This is a genomic window from Anaerococcus hydrogenalis (assembly GCF_002871895.1).
GTDB lineage: Bacteria > Bacillota > Clostridia > Tissierellales > Peptoniphilaceae > Anaerococcus > Anaerococcus hydrogenalis.
This window is the reverse complement of the sequence record NZ_PNHP01000001.1, coordinates 1-22,908: the sequence shown is the minus strand read 5'-3', so window position 1 is coordinate 22,908 and position 22,908 is coordinate 1. Positions and strand designations below refer to the sequence as shown.

The window sequence follows — 22,908 nt, the reverse complement described above, 5'->3', positions numbered from 1 at the left end:
CTAAATAAGTTTCTCATCAGAAAGAGCATTCATTAACTTATCTACAGAAACGCTAGCATCTTCATCGTTGTAGATTTCTCCAGATTTTTTATGTTCAGGTGTATAAGATTTTTTAACTCTTGTTGGTGAACCTTTAAGTCCTATTGCTTTCTCATCAATATTTTCTTTTAGTTCTTCAAAAGTAATTTGTTCAATTGTAGCTTTTTTAGCTTTCATTTTATTTTTGATTTTTGGATATCTTAATTCTTCATCGCCGTATTTTGTAAATGTTACAAGAGCTGGAAGTTTAGCTTGGATATTTAATGCTCCACCTTCAACTTCTTTAAGAACTTTGATTCCTTCATCATTTAATTCAGCTGTGTAAGCATAAGTTACTTGTGGTACATCTAAGTGCTCAGCAATTTCTGGACCTACTTGAGCTGTATCTCCATCTATAGCTTGAAGACCACAGAAAATCATGTCATAGTCACCTTCTCTTTTAGCTACTTCTTTTATAGCCTCAGAGATAATATAACTTGTTGCAAGGGTATCAGATCCACCAAATTTTCTATCAGTTACTAAATAAGCTTTGTCAGCTCCAACTGCAAGAGTATCTCTAAGCATAGATTCTGCTTGTGGTGGTCCCATTGAAATAACAGTTATTTTTACATTTTCTGGATCTTTGTCTTTTATTCTTAAAGCTTGTTCTAGAGCAAAAGCATCATAAGTATTTAAGATACTTGGAACTCCTTTTCTAATTAGTGTATTAGTTTCAGGATCTATTTTAATTTCATTAGTATCTGGAACTTGCTTTGCACATACAAATATATTCATATATTCCCCCTAAATTTTTTCTACTATCTTAATAATGCTCCTGATACAACCATTAACATTACTTCTGAAGTACCTTCATAAATTTCTGTAATTTTTGCATCTCTCATCATTCTTTCTACATCATATTCTTTGATATATCCATATCCACCAAGAATTTGAACTGCTCTATTAGCAACGTATGATGCTGTTCTTGATGCTTTTAATTTTGCCATAGCTGCAGCTACTGAATAATTTTCACCAGCATCTTTTAAGCTTGCTGCTTTGTAAACTAAGTGTCTTGCTGCTTCTATTTCTATAGCCATTTCAGCTAATTTAAATTGTGTATTTTGGAATTTAGCTAAAGGACGTCCAAATTGTTCTCTTTCTTTAGAATATTGAACTGCTTTTTCTAAAGCACCTTCTGCAATTCCTAAAGCTTGAGCTGCGATTCCTATTCTTCCTCCATCAAGAGTAGCCATAGCAATCTTGAATCCTTTACCTTCCTCTCCAAGTAAATTTTCTTTAGGTATTCTACAATCTTGGAAGATTAATTCCATAGTTGATGAACCATTGATTCCCATTTTATTTTCAAGAGTACCGAAATCAAATCCTTTTGTTCCTTTTTCAACTATAAATGCAGAAATTCCATGATTTCCTTTAGATTTATCTGTCATAGCAAATACTATATATGTTTCAGCGTATCCACCATTTGTAATAAATATTTTTGTACCATTAAGTACATATTCATCACCATCAAGTTTTGCAGTTGTTTGTTGACCTGAAGCATCAGTTCCTGCGTTTGGTTCTGTTAGGGCAAAAGCACCTAATTTTTCTCCACTTGCAAGTGGTGTTAAATATTTTTTCTTTTGTTCATCATTAGCAAATTTATTTATACAATCAGCACATAAAGAAGTGTGAGCTGATAAAACTACACCTGTTGATGCACAATATTTTGAAATTTCTTCTACTGCAAGTACATATGTAAGTGTGTCAGCACCTTGTCCGCCAAATTCTTCATCAAATGGAATACCAAAGAAACCTAATTCTTGCATTTTTGCAACTGTTTCTTCTGGGAACATGTGTTCTTCGTCAACTTTTTGAGCTAGAGGTTTTACTTCACCTTCTGCAAAGTCATGGAACATTTGTCTCATTTCTTCATAATCTTCTGATAATTTATACATATTTTCTCCTAAATAATTTTTCATATTTATTATCTTTAAATTTTTAAAAATAATATTTAGAAACACGTTTAACCGCTTATGTTATTATATTAACAATCGAGACCAGACTTGTCAAGTTTTTTAGCTAATTTTTTATCAAGCTTGTAACTTTTAGTCCTATTTTCTTGAAAATATGCTTAAAAAATCTTGATCATTTTAATTTTTAAAAAAGATTCTTATGAAAATATTTTCAAAAAAATATTTGCTTCCATATTAATAATATCACATACTTAAGTAGTGTCAAATATTTGCATATTAATTTTTTTCTACTAGTTCTTGATTTTTATCGATTTAAGGACTTATTTTTATTTTTAAATAATATCCTATATTAATTTTTTTCTCATTAATTTCTATTATTTATTTTTTATATTATAAATGTTTTTTAGGAAAGCTTTTCCTAAATGAATTTTTGTGCTATACTTAGATAGAAATTTAACATAGTAAGCTAAGTTACTTTGTTAATTTACATGATTTTAGGAGGAAATATGGAATATAACAAAATTAATGATGAAATTATTGAAAAAATCAAATCAGCCGTTAAGGGAAAAGTTTATGTAGGTGAAGAAATTAATGAAGATTTCTTTCATGATGAAATGCCTATTTATGGACAAGGAATTCCAGATGTTTTGATTGATGCAACTTGTAATGAAGATGTATCAGAAATTATGAAAATTTGTAATGAAAATAAAATTCCTGTAATTGCAAGAGGAGCTGGCAGTGGTTTAACTGGTGCTGGTGTTGCTATTAAAAATGGTGTAATGATTAATATGCAAGCTATGAATAAGATTTTGGAATTTGATGAAGACAACATGGTCGTAAGAGTTGAACCTGGTGTTTTATTAAGTACCTTAGCTCAAGAATGTCTTGATAAAGGATATTTATATCCACCAGATCCAGGTGAAAAAAATGCTACTCTTGGTGGAAATGTTTCATTAAATGCAGGTGGTATGCGTGCAGTTAAGTATGGTACAACTCGTGATTATGTTAGAAAAATGGAAGTTGTTCTTCCTACTGGTGAGATTACTACTTTTGGTTCTATTGTTTCTAAATCTTCTACTGGTTATTCTCTAAAAGATTTAATGGTTGGAAGTGAAGGAACTCTTGGAATTATTACAGAACTTACTTTAAAAATTGTTCCAAATCCAAAACATACTGTTTCTTTAATTGTTCCTTTTGAAGACTTGGATGCTTGCATTTCTACAGTTCCAAAATTATTTCAAAACAATTTAAATCCACAAGCTATAGAATTTATGGAAAGAGATATTGTTATAGCTAGTGAAAAATACATAGGAAAGGAAACTTTCCCTAAACAAATGGAGGGAATTGATGTTGGGGCTTATTTGTTAATTACTTTTGATGGAGATGATGAAGATCTAATTGATAATACCCTTGAACAAGCTGCCGAAGTTTTAGTTGATAATGGAGCTATTGATGTTTTGGTAGCTGATACTCCAAATGCAATTAGAGATGCTTGGGCTGCAAGAAGTTCATTCCTTGAAGCAATTGAAACTCAAAATAAACTTTTAGATGAATGTGATGTAGTTGTTCCTGTTACAAAGATTGCAGAATATATTAATTTTGTTAATGCTGAGAGTGAATCTTATATGTTCGATGTTAAATCATTTGGCCATGCTGGAGATGGAAACTTACATATATATACCTTATCAAATGAAGAAGATAAGATTGATCAATTTAAAGAAGAAGTTGATAAGTTTATGGATGTAATCTACAAAAAAGCTTATGATTTAGGAGGAAAAATTTCTGGTGAACATGGAATAGGAAACGGAAAGAAAAAATACCTAAAGAGTTTTGAAGGTAATATAAATATAGAAATAATGAGAGGAATCAAAAAAGCATTTGATCCAAATATGATTTTGAATCCTGACAAAGTAATTGCCCTATTAGGGGAATAAAATGAACTATTTAAAGGAATTTGTCATCCTTTGTATATGTTTATTTTTAGGGGCTATTACTAGAAGTTTAATAAATTATCCCATACCAGAACCTGTTTATGGAATGATTTATCTATTTATAGCCCTACATTTTAACATAATAAAAAGTGAGGATATTAAACAAACTTCTGATGGAATACTTAAAAACTTAGCCTTTTTATTCGTACCTGCAGGTGTTGGAGTTCTTGCTCATCTTGATTTAATAAAGGGAAATATTTTTCAAATAATAATTATAGTTATTTTGGGAACTATTATTACTATGGCCCTTACTGGTCTTCTTGTACAATTTTTACAAAGGAGGAAAAATGCTAGATAATCAATATTTTGGTATAATCTTATCCTTTGCAGCCTACGAAATTGGTAAATGGATAAATCAAAAATTAAAAACACCCTTAGCAAATCCTCTGCTTATAGCTATACTTTTAATTATAGGATTTTTATCTATAACAGGAATTGACTATGAGTATTACAAAAAAGAAGGTGACTTTATAGCCTTTTTTATTGCTCCTGCCACAGTTGCTATGGTTTTAGATCTTTATGCTAATATTGAAACTTTGAAAAAAAATATAATCCCAATTTTTGTTGGTGTGGGTTCTGGAACAATTTTCTCATTTATTATTGCTATGTTTTTATCAAAAATATTGCAAATAGATAGGAATTTGATTTCAAGTTTATTGCCTCAATCTGTTACTACAGCAATAGCTATTTCTCTTTCTGATGAATACCAAGGAATTATAGGACTTACTGCAATAGCAGTTGTAATTAGAGGAGTAAGTGGAGCTGTTTTTGCACCACTTGTAATGAAAATATTTAAAATAAAAGATCCGGTTGCCCAAGGAGTTGCAATAGGAACTTCTTCTCATGCAGTTGGCACAAGCCAAGCAAGACTTATGGGAGAAGTACAAGGAGCTATGAGTGGTTTATCAATTGCTGTTGCTGGGATTACAGCAGTAATAATAATGCCTCTAGCAATGAAACTTTTTGAATTTATATTTTAATAGAAAAATAAAATGAGCCTTCTTAGGCTCATTTTATTTGCTTCTAATATATGATGTATAGCTTTCTAATACTTTTTTGTAACCATCTTCTTCTAAGATATTTTCTACATATTCTTTTATAGTTGCTGTAGGTAAAATTCTGTGATGATTTTTCTTGATTATTTTTTCTAAATCATTTTTTAATATAGATACATCTGAAGTATTTAGTTCAATATTTCCATCTCTTGCTGCATTTTTTATAGACCTAGATATTTTTTCTACATCAAATAATTCGATTTTTCCGTTTCTTTTTTTAACATATAATTTATTATCCAAAAAATTTTCAATTACCTCAACCTTGGCCCTATCCATTTGGTCAGCTATTTCTTCTATTGATAAATTTTTACCTTGGTAGTATTCAACAATTAGTTTTGTTAGATCTAACATAATTTCCCCCTAAATTTCTTCTTTATATATTATTACCCTAAAATAAAGCAAAATAAAAGATTGGAATAAAATCCAATCTTTTTATTTTATTTTTTTGTATAGTTTGGTGATTCTCTAGTTATTTGGATATCGTGTGGGTGATTTTCTACAAGGGTTGCTGGAGAAATTTTTACGAATTTTGATTTTTCTTCTAATTCATTTAAATTTGCAGCTCCAACATATCCCATACCAGAACGAAGTCCTCCTAATAATTGATAGATTACATCACCAACATATCCTTTTAGGGCAACTCTTCCTTCTACTCCTTCTGGTACAAATTTTTTGGTTTCATTTTGGAAATACCTATCGCTTGACCCTGATTTCATTGCTGAAAGTGATCCCATTCCCCTATATTCTTTGTATTGTTTTCCTTCAAATACAATTGTTTCTCCTGGGGATTCTTCTGTTCCTGCAAATAAGGATCCTGCCATTATTACACTTGCTCCACAAGCTAGAGCCTTTGTTATATCTCCAGAATATTTTATACCACCATCAGCTATTACAGGAATTTCGTATTCTTTTGCTGCTTTTACACAATCAATTATTGCAGAAATTTGTGGAACACCAACTCCTGTTACAACTCTTGTTGTACAAATAGATCCTGGTCCTATACCAACTTTTACTGCATCTACTCCTGCTTCTATCAAATCTTTTGTAGCCTCTCCTGTAGCAACATTTCCTGCTATTACTTGAAGGTTAGGATACTTTGCTTTGATTTTTTTAATTGCAGTCATTACTCCTTTTGAATGGCCATGAGCTGTATCTACAGTTACAACATCAACTTTTGCTTCTACCAAAGCATCTATTCTATCCATCATATCTTGGGTAATTCCTACTGCAGCCCCAACTAATAATCTATCATGCTCATCTCTTGCAGAGTTTGGATATTGTCTTGATTTTTCTATATCTTTAATTGTAATTAGACCCTTTAATTTATAATCATCATTGACTATTGGAAGTTTTTCTACTTTTCCTGATTCCATTTTTTTAACGGCATCTTCCATAGAAATTCCAACATGACCAACAATAAGACCATCTTTTGTCATGATATCATCTATTTTTACATTCTCATCATTTTGGAATCTTACATCTCTGTTTGTCAAAATTCCTTTTAAAGTCATTTGATCATCAACTATTGGAACACCACTTATCCTATAGTTTGCCATGATTTGTAAAGCTTCTTTTAAAATATTATCAGCCTTTAAATAAAATGGATCTGTAATTACTCCATGTTCACTTCTTTTTACCCTATCAACTTCTTTGGCTTGTTCTTCGATTGACATATTTTTGTGGATTATTCCTATTCCACCTTGTCTTGCCATGGCTATTGCCATTTTTGATTCAGTTACAGTATCCATTGATGCTGACATTAATGGTATATTTAATTTGATTTTTTTTGTTAGATTTGTTTTTAATGAAACTTCGTTTGGTAGGACTTCTGATGGTCCTGGAACTAATAATAAATCATCAAATGTTAAACCTTCTCCAATTATTTGCATAAATCCTCCTATTTTTTAAAATAATTAATTGCGTTTTCAAATATTTTTTGTTCTTCTATATGGTAAATATTTTTGTATAAATCAGAATCTAGTCTTTCAACATGGCCCATTCTTCCTAAAATTTTACCATCCTTTGATAAAATTCCTTCTATATTATAATCAGACCCGTTTGGATTGGTATCATATACAGAAAATATTTGTCCATTTTCTAGCAAGTCTTTGTATTTTTCTTCATTTACAATAAACCTACCCTCTCCATGTGATATAGGTATTTTATATATTTTATCTAAATCTAATCCTCTTGTCCATGGGCTCTTGTTATTTAATATTTTTGTATCTACAAAAGTTGATATATGCCTATCATTTGTGTTGTAGGTCAATGATGGGTCGTCTTCTTCAATTTCTTTTATTTTTCCATAAGGAAGAAGGCCTGTTTTTATTAAAGTTTGGAAGCCATTACAAATTCCAATTATTAATCCATCATTTTCATCAAGCATATATTCAATGGCATCTTTTATTTTTTCATTTCTTATGATATTTGCCAAAAATTTACCGGACCCATCTGGCTCATCTGCCATAGAAAATCCTCCAGGTATGGCAAAAATTTGTGAAGATTTAATAGATTTGGCTAAATTTTCTATAGATTCTTCTATGGATTCTTTATCTAAATTTTTAAATAAATTAATCTTAACTTCTGCCCCATATTTTTCAAATACTTTTCTTGTATCCCATTCGCAATTTGTTCCTGTTACAGCAAGAATTGAAACTTTCACCTTCTCTACTGGCTTTTTAGATTTTAAAGAAACTTCCATTTCTTTTTGGTCAATTTTTTCATAAGGAATTTCTTCTTTTGGTGTGAATATTTGGTCTAATTCATTTAAATATGATTTTTCTAATTTTTCTGTATCTAATTTTTCTCCGTTTACAATTAAATCATCAGAAAATTCTCCAATTTTTTCAACAAAATCTAAATCTTCAACATATTCAACTACAAAAGATCCAAATAAAGGATTATATAAATTATCAAAATCTAGGGTGAAGTTAGAATTTCCAAGGGCTTGTTCATAAATATTTGCCAATATTCCCTTGTTATCAAGGGCAATACTTGTAATTATTTTTCCCTCTCTCATAGCCTTTATTAATTTTTCTAATAAGTTTTTATAATGGTCAAGGTCAAGAGTCATATCAGAATTATATTTCGCCCTAACAAGGCCAATTTTGCCTTTTCCTTTTAAATCATTAGATTTTATATTTTCAATATCTTCTGTTGTTGTTGCAAATGAAATTAAAGTTGGTGGAACTTTCAAATTTTCAAAATTACCACTCATTGAATCTTTTCCACCAATTGGAGGCATTTTAAAAAAGTTTGTTACTTCAAAGGCTCCCAAAAGAGATTTTAATGGTTTAGACCAAGCTTTGCTATTGTCCATTTTTTCATAAAATTCTTGGAAGGATAATCTTATTTTTTCTAAATCACTACCAACAGAAACAAGTTTGGCAATTGATTCAATAACTGCATAATATCCACCTAAATATTGACTTTTTTCTGAAATAAATGGATCAAATCCATAAGTCATTATAGATGCTGTTTTTGAAACTCCATCAAGTACAGGAATTCTTGCAACCATAGCTTGGGATGGGTTTACTTGTTTTTTCCCTCCAAGGGGTTGAAGAACTGTATTTTGTCCAATAGTTGAATCAAAAATTTCTATTAAATTTCTTTGGCTAATAACATTTAAATCTTTTATTTTCTCATAAAAATAATTTGGATCAGAAGATTTTTCTTTCAAATATTTTGGAACATCTTCACTTACAAATTCGACTTCCGCACTTCTATCTGCTCCATTTGTATTTATAAAATCATAGGAAATATCTGCAATTTTTTTGTCATCATAGAACATTCTCATCCTATTTGTATCAGTAACCACACCTACTAGAGCTGTTTCTATATTTTCTTCCCTACAATATTTTTCAAATTCTTCCCTATCATTTTTATCAATTAAAACTGCCATTCTTTCTTGAGATTCTGAAATTGCAATTTCTGATGGTTTAAGGCCAGCATATTTAAGCTTAACTTTTGAAAGGTCTATATCAATTCCATCATATAATTCTCCAATGGCAACTGAAACTCCACCTGCCCCAAAATCATTACATTTTTTTATTAATTTTGAAACTTCTTCTCTTCTAAATAATCTTTGAAGTTTTCTTTCTTCTGGAGCATTTCCTTTTTGAACTTGGGCTGATTCTGTTTTTATTGAAGTTACTTTATGAGATTTTGATGAGCCTGTTGCTCCACCAATTCCATCTCTTCCCGTTCTTCCTCCAATTAATAAAACTATATCATCTTTTTTTGGTGTAAGTCTTTTTACATTTTCTTTTGGAGCCGCAGCTATAACTGCCCCACATTCCATTCTTTTTGCCTTGTAGCCTTCGTGGAAAATTTCTTTTACAAATCCTGTAGCAAGACCGATTTGATTTCCATAAGAAGAATAACCCTTGGCAGCAAGTTTTGAGATTTTTCTTTGTGGAAGTTTTCCTTCCATTGTCTTGTCCACATCTTCTAAAATATTTCCAGCACCTGTTATTCTCATAGCTTGGTAGACATAACTTCTTCCTGAAAGTGGATCTCTAATTGCACCTCCAAGACAGGTTGACGCTCCACCAAAAGGCTCTATTTCTGTTGGGTGGTTGTGGGTTTCATTTTTAAACATCAAGAGATAATCTTCAAGACTTTCCTTGCCGTCTTTTTCAACCCTAACTTTTACATAAACTGAACAGGCATTTATCTCACTTGATACTTCCAAATCATCAAATTCATTTCTACTTCTCATATATTTTGTAAGAATTGTACCAAAACTCATAAGATTTATAGGCTTTTTGATATCAAGCTCATCTCTCATTTTTAAATACTTATCAAAAGAATTTCTTATAGCCTTATCAAGAGATGTTTTTGCCTTTATATCTATATCAAGATTTGTATTAAAAGTTGTATGCCTACAATGGTCTGACCAATAGGTATCTAAAATTTTTATTTCTGTTTCATTTGGATCCCTATTTTCTTTTTTAAAATAATCCCTAACCATTTTTAAATCATTATAATCCATGGCAAGGTCATGGTCTTTTAGAAAATCTGAAATTTCCTCATCAGAATAAGATATAAAACCATTATAAACTTCATTTTCAAGATTTTTTTCCCTTTTTATATCCAAGCTTTCTGGCATTTCTTTTAAGTTTATTTTGTGACTATCTACTGGATTTATCAAATAATTTTCTATTTTTTTAAGGTCATTTTCATTTAATTTTGAAAATTCATAAACTGTTGCAGTTTTACAATCTGTTTTTTCATCTAAAATTAAATTTAAGGTATCGATAACCCCTTGCCTTCTTTGATCAAATTGACCCGGAAGATATTCAACTGCAAGGGCAGACTCAAAAGAATTTTCAAGTTTTTTCGCCTCATCTTTGGCATAAAAATAGTCAAGATTTCTTTCGGATAAGACATTGTTAATTGCCTTATCCAAATTTTCATCGCTTATTTGAAGGTCATATCTGTTGTAGATATTTAATTTTTCTACTTTTATTTTTAAAAGATTTTCAATTTCTTTTTTTACTTCCTTAGACTTATAATCAAACCTGTCTTTTTTTCTTACATAAATTCTTTTAACTGAATTTGTCATTTACTTATCCTTAATGTCTGAAATGTCTATTATTGGTAAATACCATTGACATTTTGTACTCATTACATTTATCAATTGAATCCTTATCCCTAATTGATCCACCTGGTTGGATAATTGATTTTACTCCTATTTTGTGGGCAAATTCTACGCAATCATCAAATGGGAAAAAGGCATCAGATGACATAATAGAACCAGTAAAGTCAACATCTGGGTGGTTGTTTTTGATTGATTCTAATGCCCAAATTCTTGAAGTTTGTCCACAACCAACTCCCAAAGTTTTTCCATCTTTAACAATTACAATTGCATTTGATTTGGTATATTTTACAACAGTCATGGCAAATTTTAAATCATCTATATCTTTTTTATCTGGTTTTACTTCAGTTACTACTTCAAAGTCATCTTCTTTTGTATCCCTATCTTGAACTAAAACTTTTCCTTCCAAATATTTTACATCTTCTTTTACAAATTCTTTTGAAAGGTCAACTTTTATTAGACGGATATTTTTCTTTTTAGATAGAATTTCCAAAGCTTCTTTTGTAAAGTCATTTGCTGCAACAATTTCAAGGAAAATTTCACTCATCATACTTGCAGTTTTTTCATCTACTACTCCATTTAAAGCAACAATTCCACCAAAAATTGATAGAGAATCAGCTTCGTATGCTTTTTTGTAAGCATCAAAGGCATTTTCTCCAATAGCAGCACCACAAGGTGATTGGTGTTTCAAAGCTACACAAGAATTTTCACCAAGTTCTTTGGCAAGTTCTAGGGCAACATTTAAGTCATTGTAATTGTTAAAACTCATTGCCTTTCCGTGTAAAATTTCTATATCTTTCAAAAGACCCTTTGCATAGGTATCTTCATAAAGACTTGCACTTTGACTTGGATTTTCTCCATACCTTAAATCTTCAATTTTTCTAAGACCGTAAGTTTTATATTGGCAATCTTTTTTGGTCAAATCTTTAAAAAATCTTGAAATTACACTATCATAATAAGCTGTAAGAGAATATGCCTTCATAGCCAAATATCTCCTATAAGCTAAATCAAGATCATTTTTTTCTAATTTTTCCAAAAATTCATCATAATCACTTGGATCAGTTAAAATAATACAGTCTTTGTGATTTTTTGCAGCAGACCTTATTAAAGTTGGTCCTCCTATATCAATATTTTCTATAATATTGTCAATGTCATTAGTCTTTAAAGATTCTTCAAACTTATATAAATTTACAACAACTATATCAATATCTTTAATATTATTTTCAGCAACAGTTTTTTTATGATTTTCGTCATCTCTTTTGTAAAGAATTCCACCATGTACATAAGGAGAAAGGGTCTTTACCCTACCATCTAAAATTTCTGGAAAATTTGTTATTTCCTCAATTTCTTTTGCATCTACTCCATTTTCCACAATTTTTTTGTATGTACCACCAGTAGATACAATTTCAACACCTAGTTGATCCAATCCCTTAGAAAGTTTTTCAACATCTTTTTTATCTGTAACAGATATTAAAGCTCTCATTCTTCCCTCCATATTATAATTTTAAGCTTTCAGTCTAATTTAAAGACAAGAAAAGGGAAGCTAATTATTAATTAGCTTCCCTGACAAAACAATACTACATCCATAGACATATTTGGGCATAAAAAAACGCAAAAAGGTCTTAGCCTTTCTATTTTTTTCATAGATAAAATTGTATTTACAAATTTTTTAACTTTAAAAATAAATCTCATCATTATTCTCCCAACTTGAATGTAAAATAATCATACCATAGTTTTTTTGAAAATTAAAGATGTATTTTTTGTTTTTAAGAAATTTATTAAATTTCTGCAAATAAAAAAATAGGACTTACATCCTATTTTATCTAATCCTCCCATTTGGAAGAGTAACTATTTCTGTCTTATCTTTTGGAAATTTTTTATTATTTTTTAAAGAGGCAAATGTTAAAACATCCTTATTATATTTTTTTCTTATATCATAAATTGCCTTATCCAAATTTTCTTTTTTAACAATTTTTTTATAATCTGAAAAAATATCAGTTTGGGCAGGAATTTTATCATCTACTAAACTTATCGCCCTAAGTCCTAGTGCCCTTATGGGAAAATTCCACTTATATTTTTTCTTAAAAAGGTCTATGGCTTTTTCCGAAAGAATTATGGAAGATTGGGTAGGATTATTTATTGGACTTTGAAATTCATAGGAAAATAAATTATTATCCCTAACAAAAATTTTTACCCCCATAGAAGAAAGATTAGCCTCCCTTAATCTTTTAGAAACATTTAAAGATAAAATTTGAAAAATATTATAAACTTCCTCATTAGTGTACAAATCTTCCACAAGGGTCGATGAATTTCCAATTGTTTTTATAAGCTCCCTATAAGAATAATCTTTTACTGGCCTATCATCAAGACCATTTGCATATTGCCACAAATAAAGTCCATTTATGCCCAAAATTCCCCTTATTGCATCAGAATCTGTTTTGGCAAGATCTCCCAATGTATAAATTCCTATTCCATTTAATTTTCTTTTTGTTGCTTTTCCAATGCCTATTATTGAAGAAATATCAAGAGGCCAGACTATTTCTTTAAAATTTTCTTTTTTTATTAAAGTTGTTGCATCAGGTTTTTTTAAATCTGAACCAAGTTTTGCAAACACTTTGTTAAAAGAAACTCCAACACTTACAGTAATTCCCAATTCTTTTTTCATCCTTTCTCTTATTTGATTTGCAATTTCTCCCCCACTTCCAAAAAGTTTTAAACTTTCGCTTACATCAAGCCAACATTCATCAAGTCCAAAAGGCTCCACCCTATTTGTATAAGAATAGTAAATTTTTCTGGCCTTTCTTGAAAATTCTAAATATTTTTCATAATGAGGAGGAACTAAAATTAGATTTGGACATTTAATTTTTGCCTGCCAAATCGCCTCTCCTGTTTTTACCCCCATAATTTTTGCCTCCTGACTTTTTGCGAGAATTATCCCATGCCTATTTCTTGGATCTCCACAAACTGCCATGGCCTTATTTTTTAATTTTGGATTTAATTTTGCCTCGATTGATGCATAACAAGAATTCATATCTGAATGTAGGATTGTTCTAAGCATTTTTTCCTCCTTGAACTTAAATGTCTGTTATTGTATAATTATGACATTGAATGACTTGATTAAATTTTAAGACGCTTAATGTCTTTTGTCAAGACTTTTAACGACTCTAAGTCTTTGAGTGTCTTTTAAAAAAGGAGAAAATATGAGTTTTGGAACTAAGTTAAGACAACTTCGAGAAAGTAAAAATTTGACTCAAGATCAGCTTGCAAAGCTTGTTGGTGTTTCTTTAAAAACAATCTCAAGATATGAAATGGGAGAATCAAAGCCAAGATATAGGAAGGTTTATGATAAGCTTGCAGAAGTTTTGGATACTAGCCATGATTACCTTGTAACTGATGAGGATAATTTTATTCTTGATGCTAGGGAGAAATATGGTTATAAGGGAGCAAAAGACGCCAAGGAAATGGTTGATGGGGTAATCGGTCTTATGGCTGGTGGAGAAATTGATGAAAAAGATAAAAAAGCAATCCTAGATTCTATCCAAGAAGCCTACTATATAGCAAAAAATAAAAATAAAAAATATAATCCCCACAAAGATTAGGTGAGAATATGTCTTTTTTGTATGATCAAATTTATGAGGATGTAAAAAATTTAATTAAAAAATATGATAGCAGGAATCCCAGGGAAATTTTAATCCAAAGAGGGGTAAATATAATTGCCTTTAAGGAAAATACAAAACTTTTAGGCATGTATAAAATCATAAAAAGAAATTCATTTGTTTTTTACAATCCCTTTGTTGATAAAAGAATTCAAAATATGGTTTTTGCCCATGAATTGGGCCATGATATCTATCATAGGGACATGGCAAAAAATGAAAACCTAATTGAGTATGAACTTTTTGATATAAATAGCGAGATGGAATTGTGTGCAAATATTTTTGCAGCCCACCTTCTTTTGGATGAAAATCAGTTATTAAAGGATATAAAAGAAGGCTATACTTACAACCAGCTTGCATCTATTTATAATGTAAATGTAAATCTTATGATTTTTAAATTAAATGAGATGCATAGGATGGGGATAAAAATAAGAAAAGAAGAGGCTGATTCAAGATTTTTTAGAGATATTAACGGTAAGGATATGACAAATCATGAAATATATTGATGAGATTATAAATAACCCAGTAAAACTTTCCCATTATATTATAGAAAATAGGATAGGAAATAATATTAATGCCTGCGATATGACAGCTGGAAATGGATACGATTCAAAATTTATCTTGGATAAGAAAAATCCAAAAATTTTGTATGCCTTTGATATCCAAGATTTGGCAAGAAAAAATACCCTAGATCTTATTGGGAATAATAGTAATTTTAAATTTATCCTAGATGACCATAAAAATGTAGCAAATTATATAAGTGAAAAAATAGACCTTTTTATTTATAATCTTGGTTTTTTGCCAAAGGGAGATAAGTCTATAACTACAAATTATAAGTCAGTCATAGGCTCTTTAAAATCTTCTTTGAAACTTTTAAATAAAAATGGTCTTATTTTAATGACCTTTTATCCAGGTCATGATGAGGGAAAAAATGAAGCTAAATATGTTGGAGAATTTTTGAAAAGTTTAGATCAAAAATTATTTCAAGTTATCAAATACGATTTTTATAATCAAATCAATAATCCTCCCTACCTTGTTTCTATAAGAAAGCTATAAAAGATTTTTTTTATTTGTTATAATTAGAAAAGGAAAGGATATTAGATGAAAAAAAGAAGATTTTTTACTTTTGCTGTAATTTCAATTTTACTTATTCTTGCTTTTTTAAATTTTACAAGTCCCAAAAATGCAAATAAAATTGACCTGCCCAGTCTTGAAGATAAAAAAATAGAGGATTTATCAAAAGACCAATACTTGGAAGATTTTGATTTTGCCTATAATGTTTTGGAAACTTACTACCCTTATTTTGATATAAATAAGAAGGTAAATAATATTGACTGGCTAGAAAAGAAAGATTCCTATAGAAAATATATAGGAAATTCAAAAAATGATGTGGATTTTAGTTTGAGGATGAATAAAATCTTATACGAGCTTAACAATGACCACACCCAATTAATTGACCAAAACCAAGCTGTCTATATGTATATAAACTATTATAAGATGCCAGAAAATGATTGGCGCCATGATATAAGTCATATTTATGAGAAAGAAAATGTAAGAAGAAGATATAGGCTAGATAATAAAAAGATAAATAATTATTTGGAATACAACCAATACGAGATAATGTCAAAAATAAATCCAAAAGATATCCTAGTTGGAAAATCTAAGGAAGGATTTTCTAATATAGAAAATTTAAATGAAGAAAATATAAGCACCAAAGAAATTAATAAGGACCTTGCCTATATAAAAATAAATTCTATGCTTAATTATGACTATTCTAAAAAAGATCACAAAAAAATCAAATCCTACCTTAAAAAAAATAAAAATAAAAAGGCTTTGATTATTGATATTAGGGGAAATACTGGTGGAGATTCTAGGTATTGGCAAGATTTTCTTCTTCCAAGTATAATTGACAAACCCTATTCAACAAACTATTATTCCTTTATTAAAAATGGAGATTTGAACAAGAAGGTCATAAGTCAAGAAAAATACAAGGAAGGAGTTAGCGAATTTTTAAATGAAAGTAATTTTTCAAATGAAACAAAGGAAATTCTTTCAAAGTTTGACTATTATACCAACTATCCAATTTTAGTTAATCCTAGTGAAGATTCTATAAAATTTAAGGGCCATATTTATTTGCTTATAGATTCAACCGTATATTCTTCTGCTGAAATGCTTGCATCTTTTTGTAAGGAAACAAAACTTGCGACTTTAGTTGGAAGTCAAAGCAAGGGTGATGGAATAGGAACTGATCCTTTGCAAATTGATTTACCAAATTCAGGATATGTATTAAGATTTCCAAAAGAAATTGGACTAACAGAGTCAGGTTATATAAATGAAATAGAAAAAACAAATCCTGATATAAACATTGATTCAAATAGGTATGATGACATTAAAGATCAACCAATAATACAAAAAATAATCGAAATAGAAGGCTAAGGCCTTCTATTTGCTTATAAAGAAATAACAAGTATAATTTTTTCGTTGACATTTTTTCAAGAAATTTAAGGAGTAATAATGAGTCTTTTTTCAATTTTATTACTAGCTATAGGTCTTAGTATGGATGCTTTTGCAGCAAGTATCTGTCAAGGTCTTCAAATAAAGAAAACTACAATCAAAGATACTCTTAGTATTGGTCTTTGCTTTGGAATTTTTCAAGGACTAATGCCTATTTTGGGATATTTTCTTGCAGCAAGCTTTGCAAATTCAATCAAGGCCATTGATCATTGGGTTGCCTTTGTTTTATTATTTATAATTGGTTTTCAAATGATAAAAGAATCAAGGGATGCAAGCTGTGAAATAAGCCACGGCCTAAGCTTAAAATCTTTACTCTCTCTTGGTATTGCAACCAGCATTGATGCCATGGCAGTTGGAGTATCATTCGCATTTTTAAATGTAAATATTTTCTCATCAAGCTTAATAATAGGCTTTACAACTTTTCTCCTCTCTTCTATAGCCTTTAAAATCGGAAACAAATTAGGAATGAGAAGTAAACAAATATCAGAGCTTATTGGAGGGATAATTTTAATAATTCTAGGATTTAAAATTTTAATTGAACATTTATTTCTCCAATAAAAAATTGCAAGGATTTATAGCCTTGCAATTTTTTATTTGTTCATTTCTATCTCATCTTTATCCTTATAAGAAATTAAATAAGATTTTTTGACCAATATATTTGATTTAGCAGCAATTCATTTTTTAATCTAAAAGTTACAATATAAGATCTTAATTCATAATTCATTATAAATCCTAAATAATATTAGCTCCAATAAGAGATAAAATAAGTAAAAAAACTTCCTTAAAAAGGAAGTTTTTGCCAACTAAATTTCAAAAATAGGAAGTTTTTCTAAAAATATTATATCGTCCCTATTTGCTGCGTCCCCTTCTGCAAGAATCGCAAGTTTTTGTACAACTTCTCCTCCTGCTTTTTTTACTAAACTTTCTAGGGCATTCATAGATTCTCCGGTTGAAATTACATCATCAACTAGGGCTATTTTTTTTCCTTTAACTTTTTCTACATCCTTTGAGTCCAAATATAATTTTTGGGTGTTTTTTGTTGTTATAGAATTTACTTCTACATTTATTGGATGATTCATATAGGATTTCTCAGACTTTCTTGCAACTACAAATGATTTTTCTCCTATATTTTTTGCAATCTCATGGGCAAGGGAAATTCCCTTTGCTTCTGCTGTAAGAATTATATCAGCATCCACCTTTTTGCTAAGCTCTATTCCTGCTTTTTCTGCAAGTTCTGCATCTCCCAACAATACAAAAGATGCAATTTTAAAATTATCTGATATTTGTATAATTGGCAAATCTCTTTTAAGTCCACATACTTCTAATTTGTAATAATCCATCAAAAACTCCTATAATATTATAAATTTGAGTATTACTCCTGCCACAAGTCCCAAAAATGGATCGCTTGCTGCTGTTGTAGCCATAGCAATCCCTGCAACTAGTATTGTATCACCACCAGCTGCAAAAGCAAGATTTGCATTTGTAGGCACAGTTACAAGAGCACCAAGTACAAATAAAAATCCATGGATTGACTCTCCTGGAACAAATTTTCCAAGTTTTGGTAAAAGACCCATAAACATAATTACCCCAAGAATTGCCATCATCAAAACTCCAGAATTTACAGGATTATCACTAGCCCCTGTTGCAGAAATTATTGCTTCAACTGGTGCTCCACCAAAAAGAGAAGAAACAGAATCAGCAAGGCCAGAATAAATTGTTAAGTGGTCAATATTTGCTGTTAAATTTCCATCTCCAAGAGATGCTGTAATATTTCCAAAAGCAATATTAGCTCCAATTGTAAGACAAGCTAATGATAGAGCCCCTCTTATAACTTTTTTGTTTAAAATAGGTTTTTTTACAGAAAGTTTTCTCTCTTCTTTTTTTATATCCTTACCTATTTCCATTTTCATTATATTTGCATAAATAGAAGAAATAACTACAGAAATTATAATTGTATAAACAAGATTTCTTCCAGAAACAAAATAAGTTATTAATGCACTTATAATTGAGATTAAACTAACCATTTTTGTTTCAAGTTTTAGTCCATCAATAGCAATTTTTGCAAGAATTAAACCAACCCCTGCCATCATTCCATTTAATACATAAACTCCTGCCAAATCAACAATAAAATTAAGACTTCCAGTAAGACCAAGAATTGACATAATAATTCCTGCCCAAAATACTACTGATAATCTTTCAGAAATATTTTCTCCATAAGATCCTGCAAGGGCAATAGTTTCTGCTTGCATAGAAATTGGAATTGGTGAATGTAAAAGCGTACAAGCAATTACTCCCACAGCAAATCCTAGTGCTGTTGGAAATGCAGCAAATCCAACAGATAGTGCCAACAAAGCTTGAGGGATTCCATTAATTACTACCCCCAAGGCCGCCATAACATCATTAAAAGTCATAAGACCTCCTATAAATTTATTTTCAAAATACGAATCTAATTATACCATATTTTATAAATAAAAAAAGACAGATAAAATCTGCCTTTAATTTATATTTTTTCAACTTCAGGATAATCAACACCCTTTGTATCAACTGTAACTTTTTTTATTCTCACATCTTCAAGTGGTTTATCATTATAATCTGTTTTTACATTTGCAATCTTATCAATTTCTTCGATTCCTTCTATTATTTTTCCAAAACCTGCATATTCCCCATCAAGGTGTGGACTTTTTTTGTGCATTATAAAAAATTGGCTGCCCGCAGAATCTGGCATAAATGATCTTGCCATTGATAAAACCCCCTTATCATGGGCTAAATTATTTTCAAAACCATTTGATGAAAATTCTCCCTTTATAGCATAGCCAGGTCCACCCATTCCATTTCCTTCAGGATCTCCTCCTTGGATCATGAAATTTTTTATTATCCTATGGAAAATAAGCCCATCATAAAAATTATTTTTTATCAGTGAAATAAAATTATTTACAGTGTTTGGGGCAATTTCAGGATATAATTCAGCCTTAAATACTTTTCCATCTTCCATTTCAAATGTAACAATTGGATTATCCATATATTTCTCCTTCTTATCTTTATTTTTTTTCTTTCCTGTCAGTATCCATATCTTTTTTATCATATGCTAGGATTTCAACTGATGTATGAACATAAGATTGTTCAAAAGAATCTTATGTACTCATCATCTTATAATTATACTCTTGCCTTTTTCTTTTTTCTTCCAAAAAAGATTCTATTTTTCCTATATCAAAATCCTTAACTAAATCCTTGATTTTTTCAAAATCTTTTATAATTTTTTGCTTAAATCCAAATCGTAATTATGAACTTTAATATCTTTCATTTTATCAAAATAATTTTTTATCCTTGTTCATGACTACCTATCTTTTTATCCAATCTTTGCTTTTTATTTATATGACCTTTAAAAGGAAGGCAATTATAAAATTTATTTTACTTTTTTATTGATAGCATAAAATAAAGTTAAACCTGAAAAAATCAAAGATGAACCTCTTGAATAAGAAAGATATCTTTCTTCCCAAAAACTTGCATACTTATCCTTATAAGCTTTTAAGCCCTCAAAAGAATAAAAATGATCTCCCAACTTAAAAATCATATAAACCATTTTTTCTTGCAAAAAGGAATGTCTCATAACTCCAACATTTGCAAGTGGAGCCATGCCAAGATCAAAATATTTTATATTATTTTCCTTTAAATAGGTGAAAATATTGATAAAAAGATAATCCATCAAGCCATCCACCTTATCATCATAACGCATAAGGTCAACAGTTGCCCAATTTTTATAATATATTGGACAAAGATTTGCAAAGGCAATAATTTTTCCATCAGGATTTTTAACCACAGCTATATCTCCAGTATTTAAATAATTCCTATCAAAAAATCCTAAGGAAAATCCCTTCTCTTTTTCTTCACCTAGCCATGAATTTGAAATTTCTTGTAATCTTTTAATTGTTTTTCCATCAAAAGGCTTTTCCATAACTTCAAATTTATACCCATCCCTATCTATCTTATTAATGGTTTTTCTAAGATTTTTCTTTTTTTTACCATCAAGGTTAAACTCTTCAAGGTTCACATTAGCACTTTCACCAAATTTCATGAAATTAAATCCATATTCGTGGACTTTCATAGTTATTTCCTTATTAATCTCATAAAATACAATATTGTAGCCTAAATCATCTGCCTGGTTGATAAATTCATCCAAAAGTTCATCAAAATACTCTTCATTTCCGATAGGATCTCCCATAACTACAACCTTATCAGCTATAGTTTTAATTTGAAGACAAGCTAAATCAAGATCATCTTTTCTTAACCAAAACAAGTCCTTATCATCCAAAAATGCCAAAAAAGCTTCCTTAGATCCACCCTGACTTTCAAGTAAAGACAAATACCTATCTCGATCAAATTTCTCCCCAATCTTTAATCTAGATCCTTGCAAAAATCTTATCAAAAGATAAGACAAAAAATAAATTATGGAGATAGTTACTATAATTGAAACAAAATTATATTCAAAAGGAATTAAGATAAAATCATTAGCCTCACTTATATTCACATCAATAATTGATCCATGTTTTAAAATTTTTCCTACATAAACAATAAGCATAAAATTTGCCAAAAGTAAATCAACAAACCTATCCTCACTAGCATAAATAAATTGTTTAGTATGGAGCTCATCTTTTGTTATTAAATTCATTACAAACATTATGACAATATATATTAAAGTACTTAGGCTATATCCAGTGATATAAGTATATAAAAATACAAGACTTAAAATAACAATATTTAAAATATAAGATTTTTTTTGTCTTGAAATATAGGCCCTTGCCATAATTATAAAAATAAAACCAAAAAGTATAGATGGAAATTGATAAATTGCCGAAGCCCTAATTGGATTTAATTTTGTAAGAAGACCTCCCCCATATGCCTTATCAGGTAAGGTTGCTGCTAAAATCATGAAAAGACCAAAAATATACATCATAAAAGTATTAATAATCAGAGTAATATTTTTAAATAATCTTTTTAAAAAGCCAGCCTCTTTAAATTGAAAGGCCTTAGTAAAATTTTTACTAAAAAATACAAAGGCTAAGCAAAATGGAATAATATAATAAGCCAACCTATAAAGTAAAATCCATGACAGGGCTAATTCTTGGTCAATACCTTGACTTTTTAAAGCAAGTAAAATAATCAAATCAAAAGACCCAATGGCACCTGGAATCATAGAAATATAGCCTACAATATTTGCAGCAACAACAAGAGTAGAAAGTGTAATCAAATCAAATTTTATACCCATAAGATATCCAATTACTACAAAGGCACTCATAACTCCAAACCATTCAGCAATTGAAATTATAAATAATTTAATTTGATTTTTCTTCTTAAACTTTATTTTACCAAAAAAAGAAAGTCCAAAAACTATGGGAATATACAAGCTTGCCCCTATCAGCAAAATCATATACCTTTCCAAAACAGGATTTGTATGAAAACAAAGAGATATTAATGACAAGATTGAAAAAAATGACAAGCCACAAGGTAAAAATACCAACAACTCAATAATTTTTTTAACAAGCTTACTTGGTTCATGACCCTTACCATAAAAGGCAGTCCTTAGACCAATAGAAATAAATCCACCTAGTCCTAATAAATCATTAAAATTATTTATACAAAATCCAGTTTCTGCAATATATTTTTTGTCATAATCATTATCAAGCTCATCATTTAAAACAAAGTCATACAAGCTTGCAGGAATATTAGCAAAAATTCCATAAATTCCCATAAGAATTATGATAAAAATAGATAAATTTTTAAAAATATATTTTATATCTTCCACTTTTATTTCTTTAGAAATTTTTCTAAACTGAATAATTACAAGTATTAAAACAGATACCAAAAATATTTTCTTAAAAATTTCCTTAAAGTTATTTATTTTTTCTTTCATTTCATATCCTTTAAAAATTTAAATTAATTAAAAAATATTTTAAAAAAAGACGGGTTATCCCCGCCTTTTAAATTTTATTTTATTTCAAATTTAAGCTAATTAAGCTATAACTTTAGAAACAACTCCTGAAGCAACTGTTCTTCCACCTTCTCTTACTGCGAATCTTAATCCTTCTTCAAGAGCGATTGGTTTTTGTA

The 22,908-nt window shown here is 29.5% G+C and carries 20 protein-coding genes; 8 read left to right on the top strand and 12 right to left on the bottom strand.

Annotation, left to right across the window (positions count from 1 at the left end; genetic code table 11):
- On the bottom strand, positions 1–813 hold the full coding sequence (locus CJ192_RS00100; protein ID WP_004817052.1) for an electron transfer flavoprotein subunit beta/FixA family protein: 813 nt from the start codon (positions 811–813) through the stop codon (positions 1–3).
- A 23-nt stretch (positions 814–836) separates the two neighbouring features.
- Positions 837–1,973, bottom strand: a complete 1,137-nt coding sequence (locus CJ192_RS00095) for an acyl-CoA dehydrogenase (protein WP_102197298.1) — start codon at positions 1,971–1,973, stop codon at positions 837–839.
- 524 nt (positions 1,974–2,497) lie between these two features.
- Here CJ192_RS00095 and CJ192_RS00090 point away from each other — a divergent pair.
- From CJ192_RS00090 to CJ192_RS00080, 3 genes are read left to right on the top strand one after another with little or no spacing between them, the layout of a single operon-like run.
- Complete coding sequence (locus CJ192_RS00090; protein ID WP_102197297.1) at positions 2,498–3,925, top strand: D-lactate dehydrogenase; 1,428 nt, start codon at positions 2,498–2,500, stop codon at positions 3,923–3,925.
- 1 nt (position 3,926) lies between these two features.
- Positions 3,927–4,280: a CidA/LrgA family protein gene (locus tag CJ192_RS00085; RefSeq protein WP_004817092.1), complete on the top strand. Its 354-nt coding sequence runs from the start codon at positions 3,927–3,929 to the stop codon at positions 4,278–4,280.
- Entirely contained in the window at positions 4,270–4,962 is a 693-nt protein-coding gene (locus CJ192_RS00080; RefSeq protein ID WP_102197296.1) for an LrgB family protein, read from the top strand. Before CJ192_RS00085 ends, CJ192_RS00080 begins: the two co-directional genes overlap by 11 nt.
- A gap of 33 nt (positions 4,963–4,995) precedes the next feature.
- Here the strand turns inward: CJ192_RS00080 and CJ192_RS00075 are convergent, their stop codons facing one another.
- The 5 genes from CJ192_RS00075 to dinB all read right to left on the bottom strand — a co-directional run bounded on the left by CJ192_RS00075 (position 4,996) and on the right by dinB (position 13,694).
- On the bottom strand, positions 4,996–5,388 hold the full coding sequence (locus tag CJ192_RS00075) for an ATP cone domain-containing protein (RefSeq protein WP_102197295.1): 393 nt from the start codon (positions 5,386–5,388) through the stop codon (positions 4,996–4,998).
- Between the two features lie 86 nt (positions 5,389–5,474).
- Positions 5,475–6,926, bottom strand: a complete 1,452-nt coding sequence (gene guaB, locus CJ192_RS00070) for an IMP dehydrogenase (protein WP_102197294.1) — start codon at positions 6,924–6,926, stop codon at positions 5,475–5,477.
- An 8-nt stretch (positions 6,927–6,934) separates the two neighbouring features.
- Positions 6,935–10,603, bottom strand: coding sequence for a phosphoribosylformylglycinamidine synthase (locus tag CJ192_RS00065; RefSeq protein WP_102197293.1), 3,669 nt, complete (start codon positions 10,601–10,603; stop codon positions 6,935–6,937).
- A 10-nt stretch (positions 10,604–10,613) separates the two neighbouring features.
- The gene (gene purH / locus CJ192_RS00060; protein WP_102197292.1) at positions 10,614–12,119 is read right to left on the bottom strand and encodes a bifunctional phosphoribosylaminoimidazolecarboxamide formyltransferase/IMP cyclohydrolase; all 1,506 of its coding nucleotides are present in this window, start codon (positions 12,117–12,119) and stop codon (positions 10,614–10,616) included.
- 336 nt (positions 12,120–12,455) lie between these two features.
- On the bottom strand, positions 12,456–13,694 hold the full coding sequence (gene dinB / locus CJ192_RS00055; protein ID WP_102197291.1) for a DNA polymerase IV: 1,239 nt from the start codon (positions 13,692–13,694) through the stop codon (positions 12,456–12,458).
- A gap of 142 nt (positions 13,695–13,836) precedes the next feature.
- Here dinB and CJ192_RS00050 point away from each other — a divergent pair, with 142 nt between their 5' ends.
- The 5 genes from CJ192_RS00050 (at position 13,837) to CJ192_RS00030 (ending at position 17,361) form a co-directional block, all read left to right on the top strand.
- The gene (locus CJ192_RS00050; protein WP_004817132.1) at positions 13,837–14,235 is read left to right on the top strand and encodes a helix-turn-helix domain-containing protein; all 399 of its coding nucleotides are present in this window, start codon (positions 13,837–13,839) and stop codon (positions 14,233–14,235) included.
- A gap of 8 nt (positions 14,236–14,243) precedes the next feature.
- A complete protein-coding gene (locus CJ192_RS00045) occupies positions 14,244–14,795 on the top strand; it encodes an ImmA/IrrE family metallo-endopeptidase (protein WP_004817072.1) in 552 nt (183 codons plus the stop codon).
- Positions 14,782–15,345, top strand: coding sequence for a tRNA 5-(aminomethyl)-2-thiouridylate-methyltransferase MnmM (mnmM, locus tag CJ192_RS00040; protein WP_004817123.1), 564 nt, complete (start codon positions 14,782–14,784; stop codon positions 15,343–15,345). The genes CJ192_RS00045 and mnmM overlap by 14 nt, the downstream gene beginning before the upstream one ends.
- Before the next feature lie 45 nt (positions 15,346–15,390).
- Entirely contained in the window at positions 15,391–16,725 is a 1,335-nt protein-coding gene (locus CJ192_RS00035; RefSeq protein ID WP_102197290.1) for a S41 family peptidase, read from the top strand.
- A 78-nt stretch (positions 16,726–16,803) separates the two neighbouring features.
- Entirely contained in the window at positions 16,804–17,361 is a 558-nt protein-coding gene (locus tag CJ192_RS00030) for a manganese efflux pump MntP (RefSeq protein WP_102197289.1), read from the top strand.
- A gap of 245 nt (positions 17,362–17,606) precedes the next feature.
- Here CJ192_RS00030 and CJ192_RS00025 read toward each other — a convergent pair whose 3' ends face one another.
- The 5 genes from CJ192_RS00025 to CJ192_RS00005 form a co-directional block, all read right to left on the bottom strand.
- A complete protein-coding gene (locus tag CJ192_RS00025; protein ID WP_102197288.1) occupies positions 17,607–18,143 on the bottom strand; it encodes a phosphoribosyltransferase family protein in 537 nt (178 codons plus the stop codon).
- Between the two features lie 9 nt (positions 18,144–18,152).
- Positions 18,153–19,214, bottom strand: a complete 1,062-nt coding sequence (locus CJ192_RS00020) for a guanine permease (RefSeq protein ID WP_102197287.1) — start codon at positions 19,212–19,214, stop codon at positions 18,153–18,155.
- 89 nt (positions 19,215–19,303) lie between these two features.
- Entirely contained in the window at positions 19,304–19,822 is a 519-nt protein-coding gene (locus CJ192_RS00015) for a peptidylprolyl isomerase (RefSeq protein WP_102197286.1), read from the bottom strand.
- Positions 19,823–20,206: 384 nt separating this feature from the next.
- Positions 20,207–22,711, bottom strand: coding sequence for a bifunctional lysylphosphatidylglycerol flippase/synthetase MprF (gene mprF / locus CJ192_RS00010; protein WP_102197285.1), 2,505 nt, complete (start codon positions 22,709–22,711; stop codon positions 20,207–20,209).
- 99 nt (positions 22,712–22,810) lie between these two features.
- A complete protein-coding gene (locus tag CJ192_RS00005; protein WP_425319617.1) occupies positions 22,811–22,897 on the bottom strand; it encodes an EF-Tu C-terminal domain-related protein in 87 nt (28 codons plus the stop codon).
- Between the last annotated feature and the right edge of the window lie 11 nt (positions 22,898–22,908).

What these genes read in the sequence shown, in the direction of transcription:
- CJ192_RS00100 (WP_004817052.1), bottom strand. Translation starts at nt 813, where the DNA reads ATGAATATATTTGTATGTGCAAAGCAAGTTCCAGATACTAATGAAATT.
- CJ192_RS00095 (WP_102197298.1), bottom strand. Translation starts at nt 1,973, where the DNA reads ATGTATAAATTATCAGAAGATTATGAAGAAATGAGACAAATGTTCCAT.
- CJ192_RS00090 (WP_102197297.1), top strand. Translation starts at nt 2,498, where the DNA reads ATGGAATATAACAAAATTAATGATGAAATTATTGAAAAAATCAAATCA.
- CJ192_RS00085 (WP_004817092.1), top strand. Translation starts at nt 3,927, where the DNA reads ATGAACTATTTAAAGGAATTTGTCATCCTTTGTATATGTTTATTTTTA.
- CJ192_RS00080 (WP_102197296.1), top strand. Translation starts at nt 4,270, where the DNA reads ATGCTAGATAATCAATATTTTGGTATAATCTTATCCTTTGCAGCCTAC.
- CJ192_RS00075 (WP_102197295.1), bottom strand. Translation starts at nt 5,388, where the DNA reads ATGTTAGATCTAACAAAACTAATTGTTGAATACTACCAAGGTAAAAAT.
- guaB (WP_102197294.1), bottom strand. Translation starts at nt 6,926, where the DNA reads ATGCAAATAATTGGAGAAGGTTTAACATTTGATGATTTATTATTAGTT.
- CJ192_RS00065 (WP_102197293.1), bottom strand. Translation starts at nt 10,603, where the DNA reads ATGACAAATTCAGTTAAAAGAATTTATGTAAGAAAAAAAGACAGGTTT.
- purH (WP_102197292.1), bottom strand. Translation starts at nt 12,119, where the DNA reads ATGAGAGCTTTAATATCTGTTACAGATAAAAAAGATGTTGAAAAACTT.
- dinB (WP_102197291.1), bottom strand. Translation starts at nt 13,694, where the DNA reads ATGCTTAGAACAATCCTACATTCAGATATGAATTCTTGTTATGCATCA.
- CJ192_RS00050 (WP_004817132.1), top strand. Translation starts at nt 13,837, where the DNA reads ATGAGTTTTGGAACTAAGTTAAGACAACTTCGAGAAAGTAAAAATTTG.
- CJ192_RS00045 (WP_004817072.1), top strand. Translation starts at nt 14,244, where the DNA reads ATGTCTTTTTTGTATGATCAAATTTATGAGGATGTAAAAAATTTAATT.
- mnmM (WP_004817123.1), top strand. Translation starts at nt 14,782, where the DNA reads ATGAAATATATTGATGAGATTATAAATAACCCAGTAAAACTTTCCCAT.
- CJ192_RS00035 (WP_102197290.1), top strand. Translation starts at nt 15,391, where the DNA reads ATGAAAAAAAGAAGATTTTTTACTTTTGCTGTAATTTCAATTTTACTT.
- CJ192_RS00030 (WP_102197289.1), top strand. Translation starts at nt 16,804, where the DNA reads ATGAGTCTTTTTTCAATTTTATTACTAGCTATAGGTCTTAGTATGGAT.
- CJ192_RS00025 (WP_102197288.1), bottom strand. Translation starts at nt 18,143, where the DNA reads ATGGATTATTACAAATTAGAAGTATGTGGACTTAAAAGAGATTTGCCA.
- CJ192_RS00020 (WP_102197287.1), bottom strand. Translation starts at nt 19,214, where the DNA reads ATGACTTTTAATGATGTTATGGCGGCCTTGGGGGTAGTAATTAATGGA.
- CJ192_RS00015 (WP_102197286.1), bottom strand. Translation starts at nt 19,822, where the DNA reads ATGGATAATCCAATTGTTACATTTGAAATGGAAGATGGAAAAGTATTT.
- mprF (WP_102197285.1), bottom strand. Translation starts at nt 22,711, where the DNA reads ATGAAAGAAAAAATAAATAACTTTAAGGAAATTTTTAAGAAAATATTT.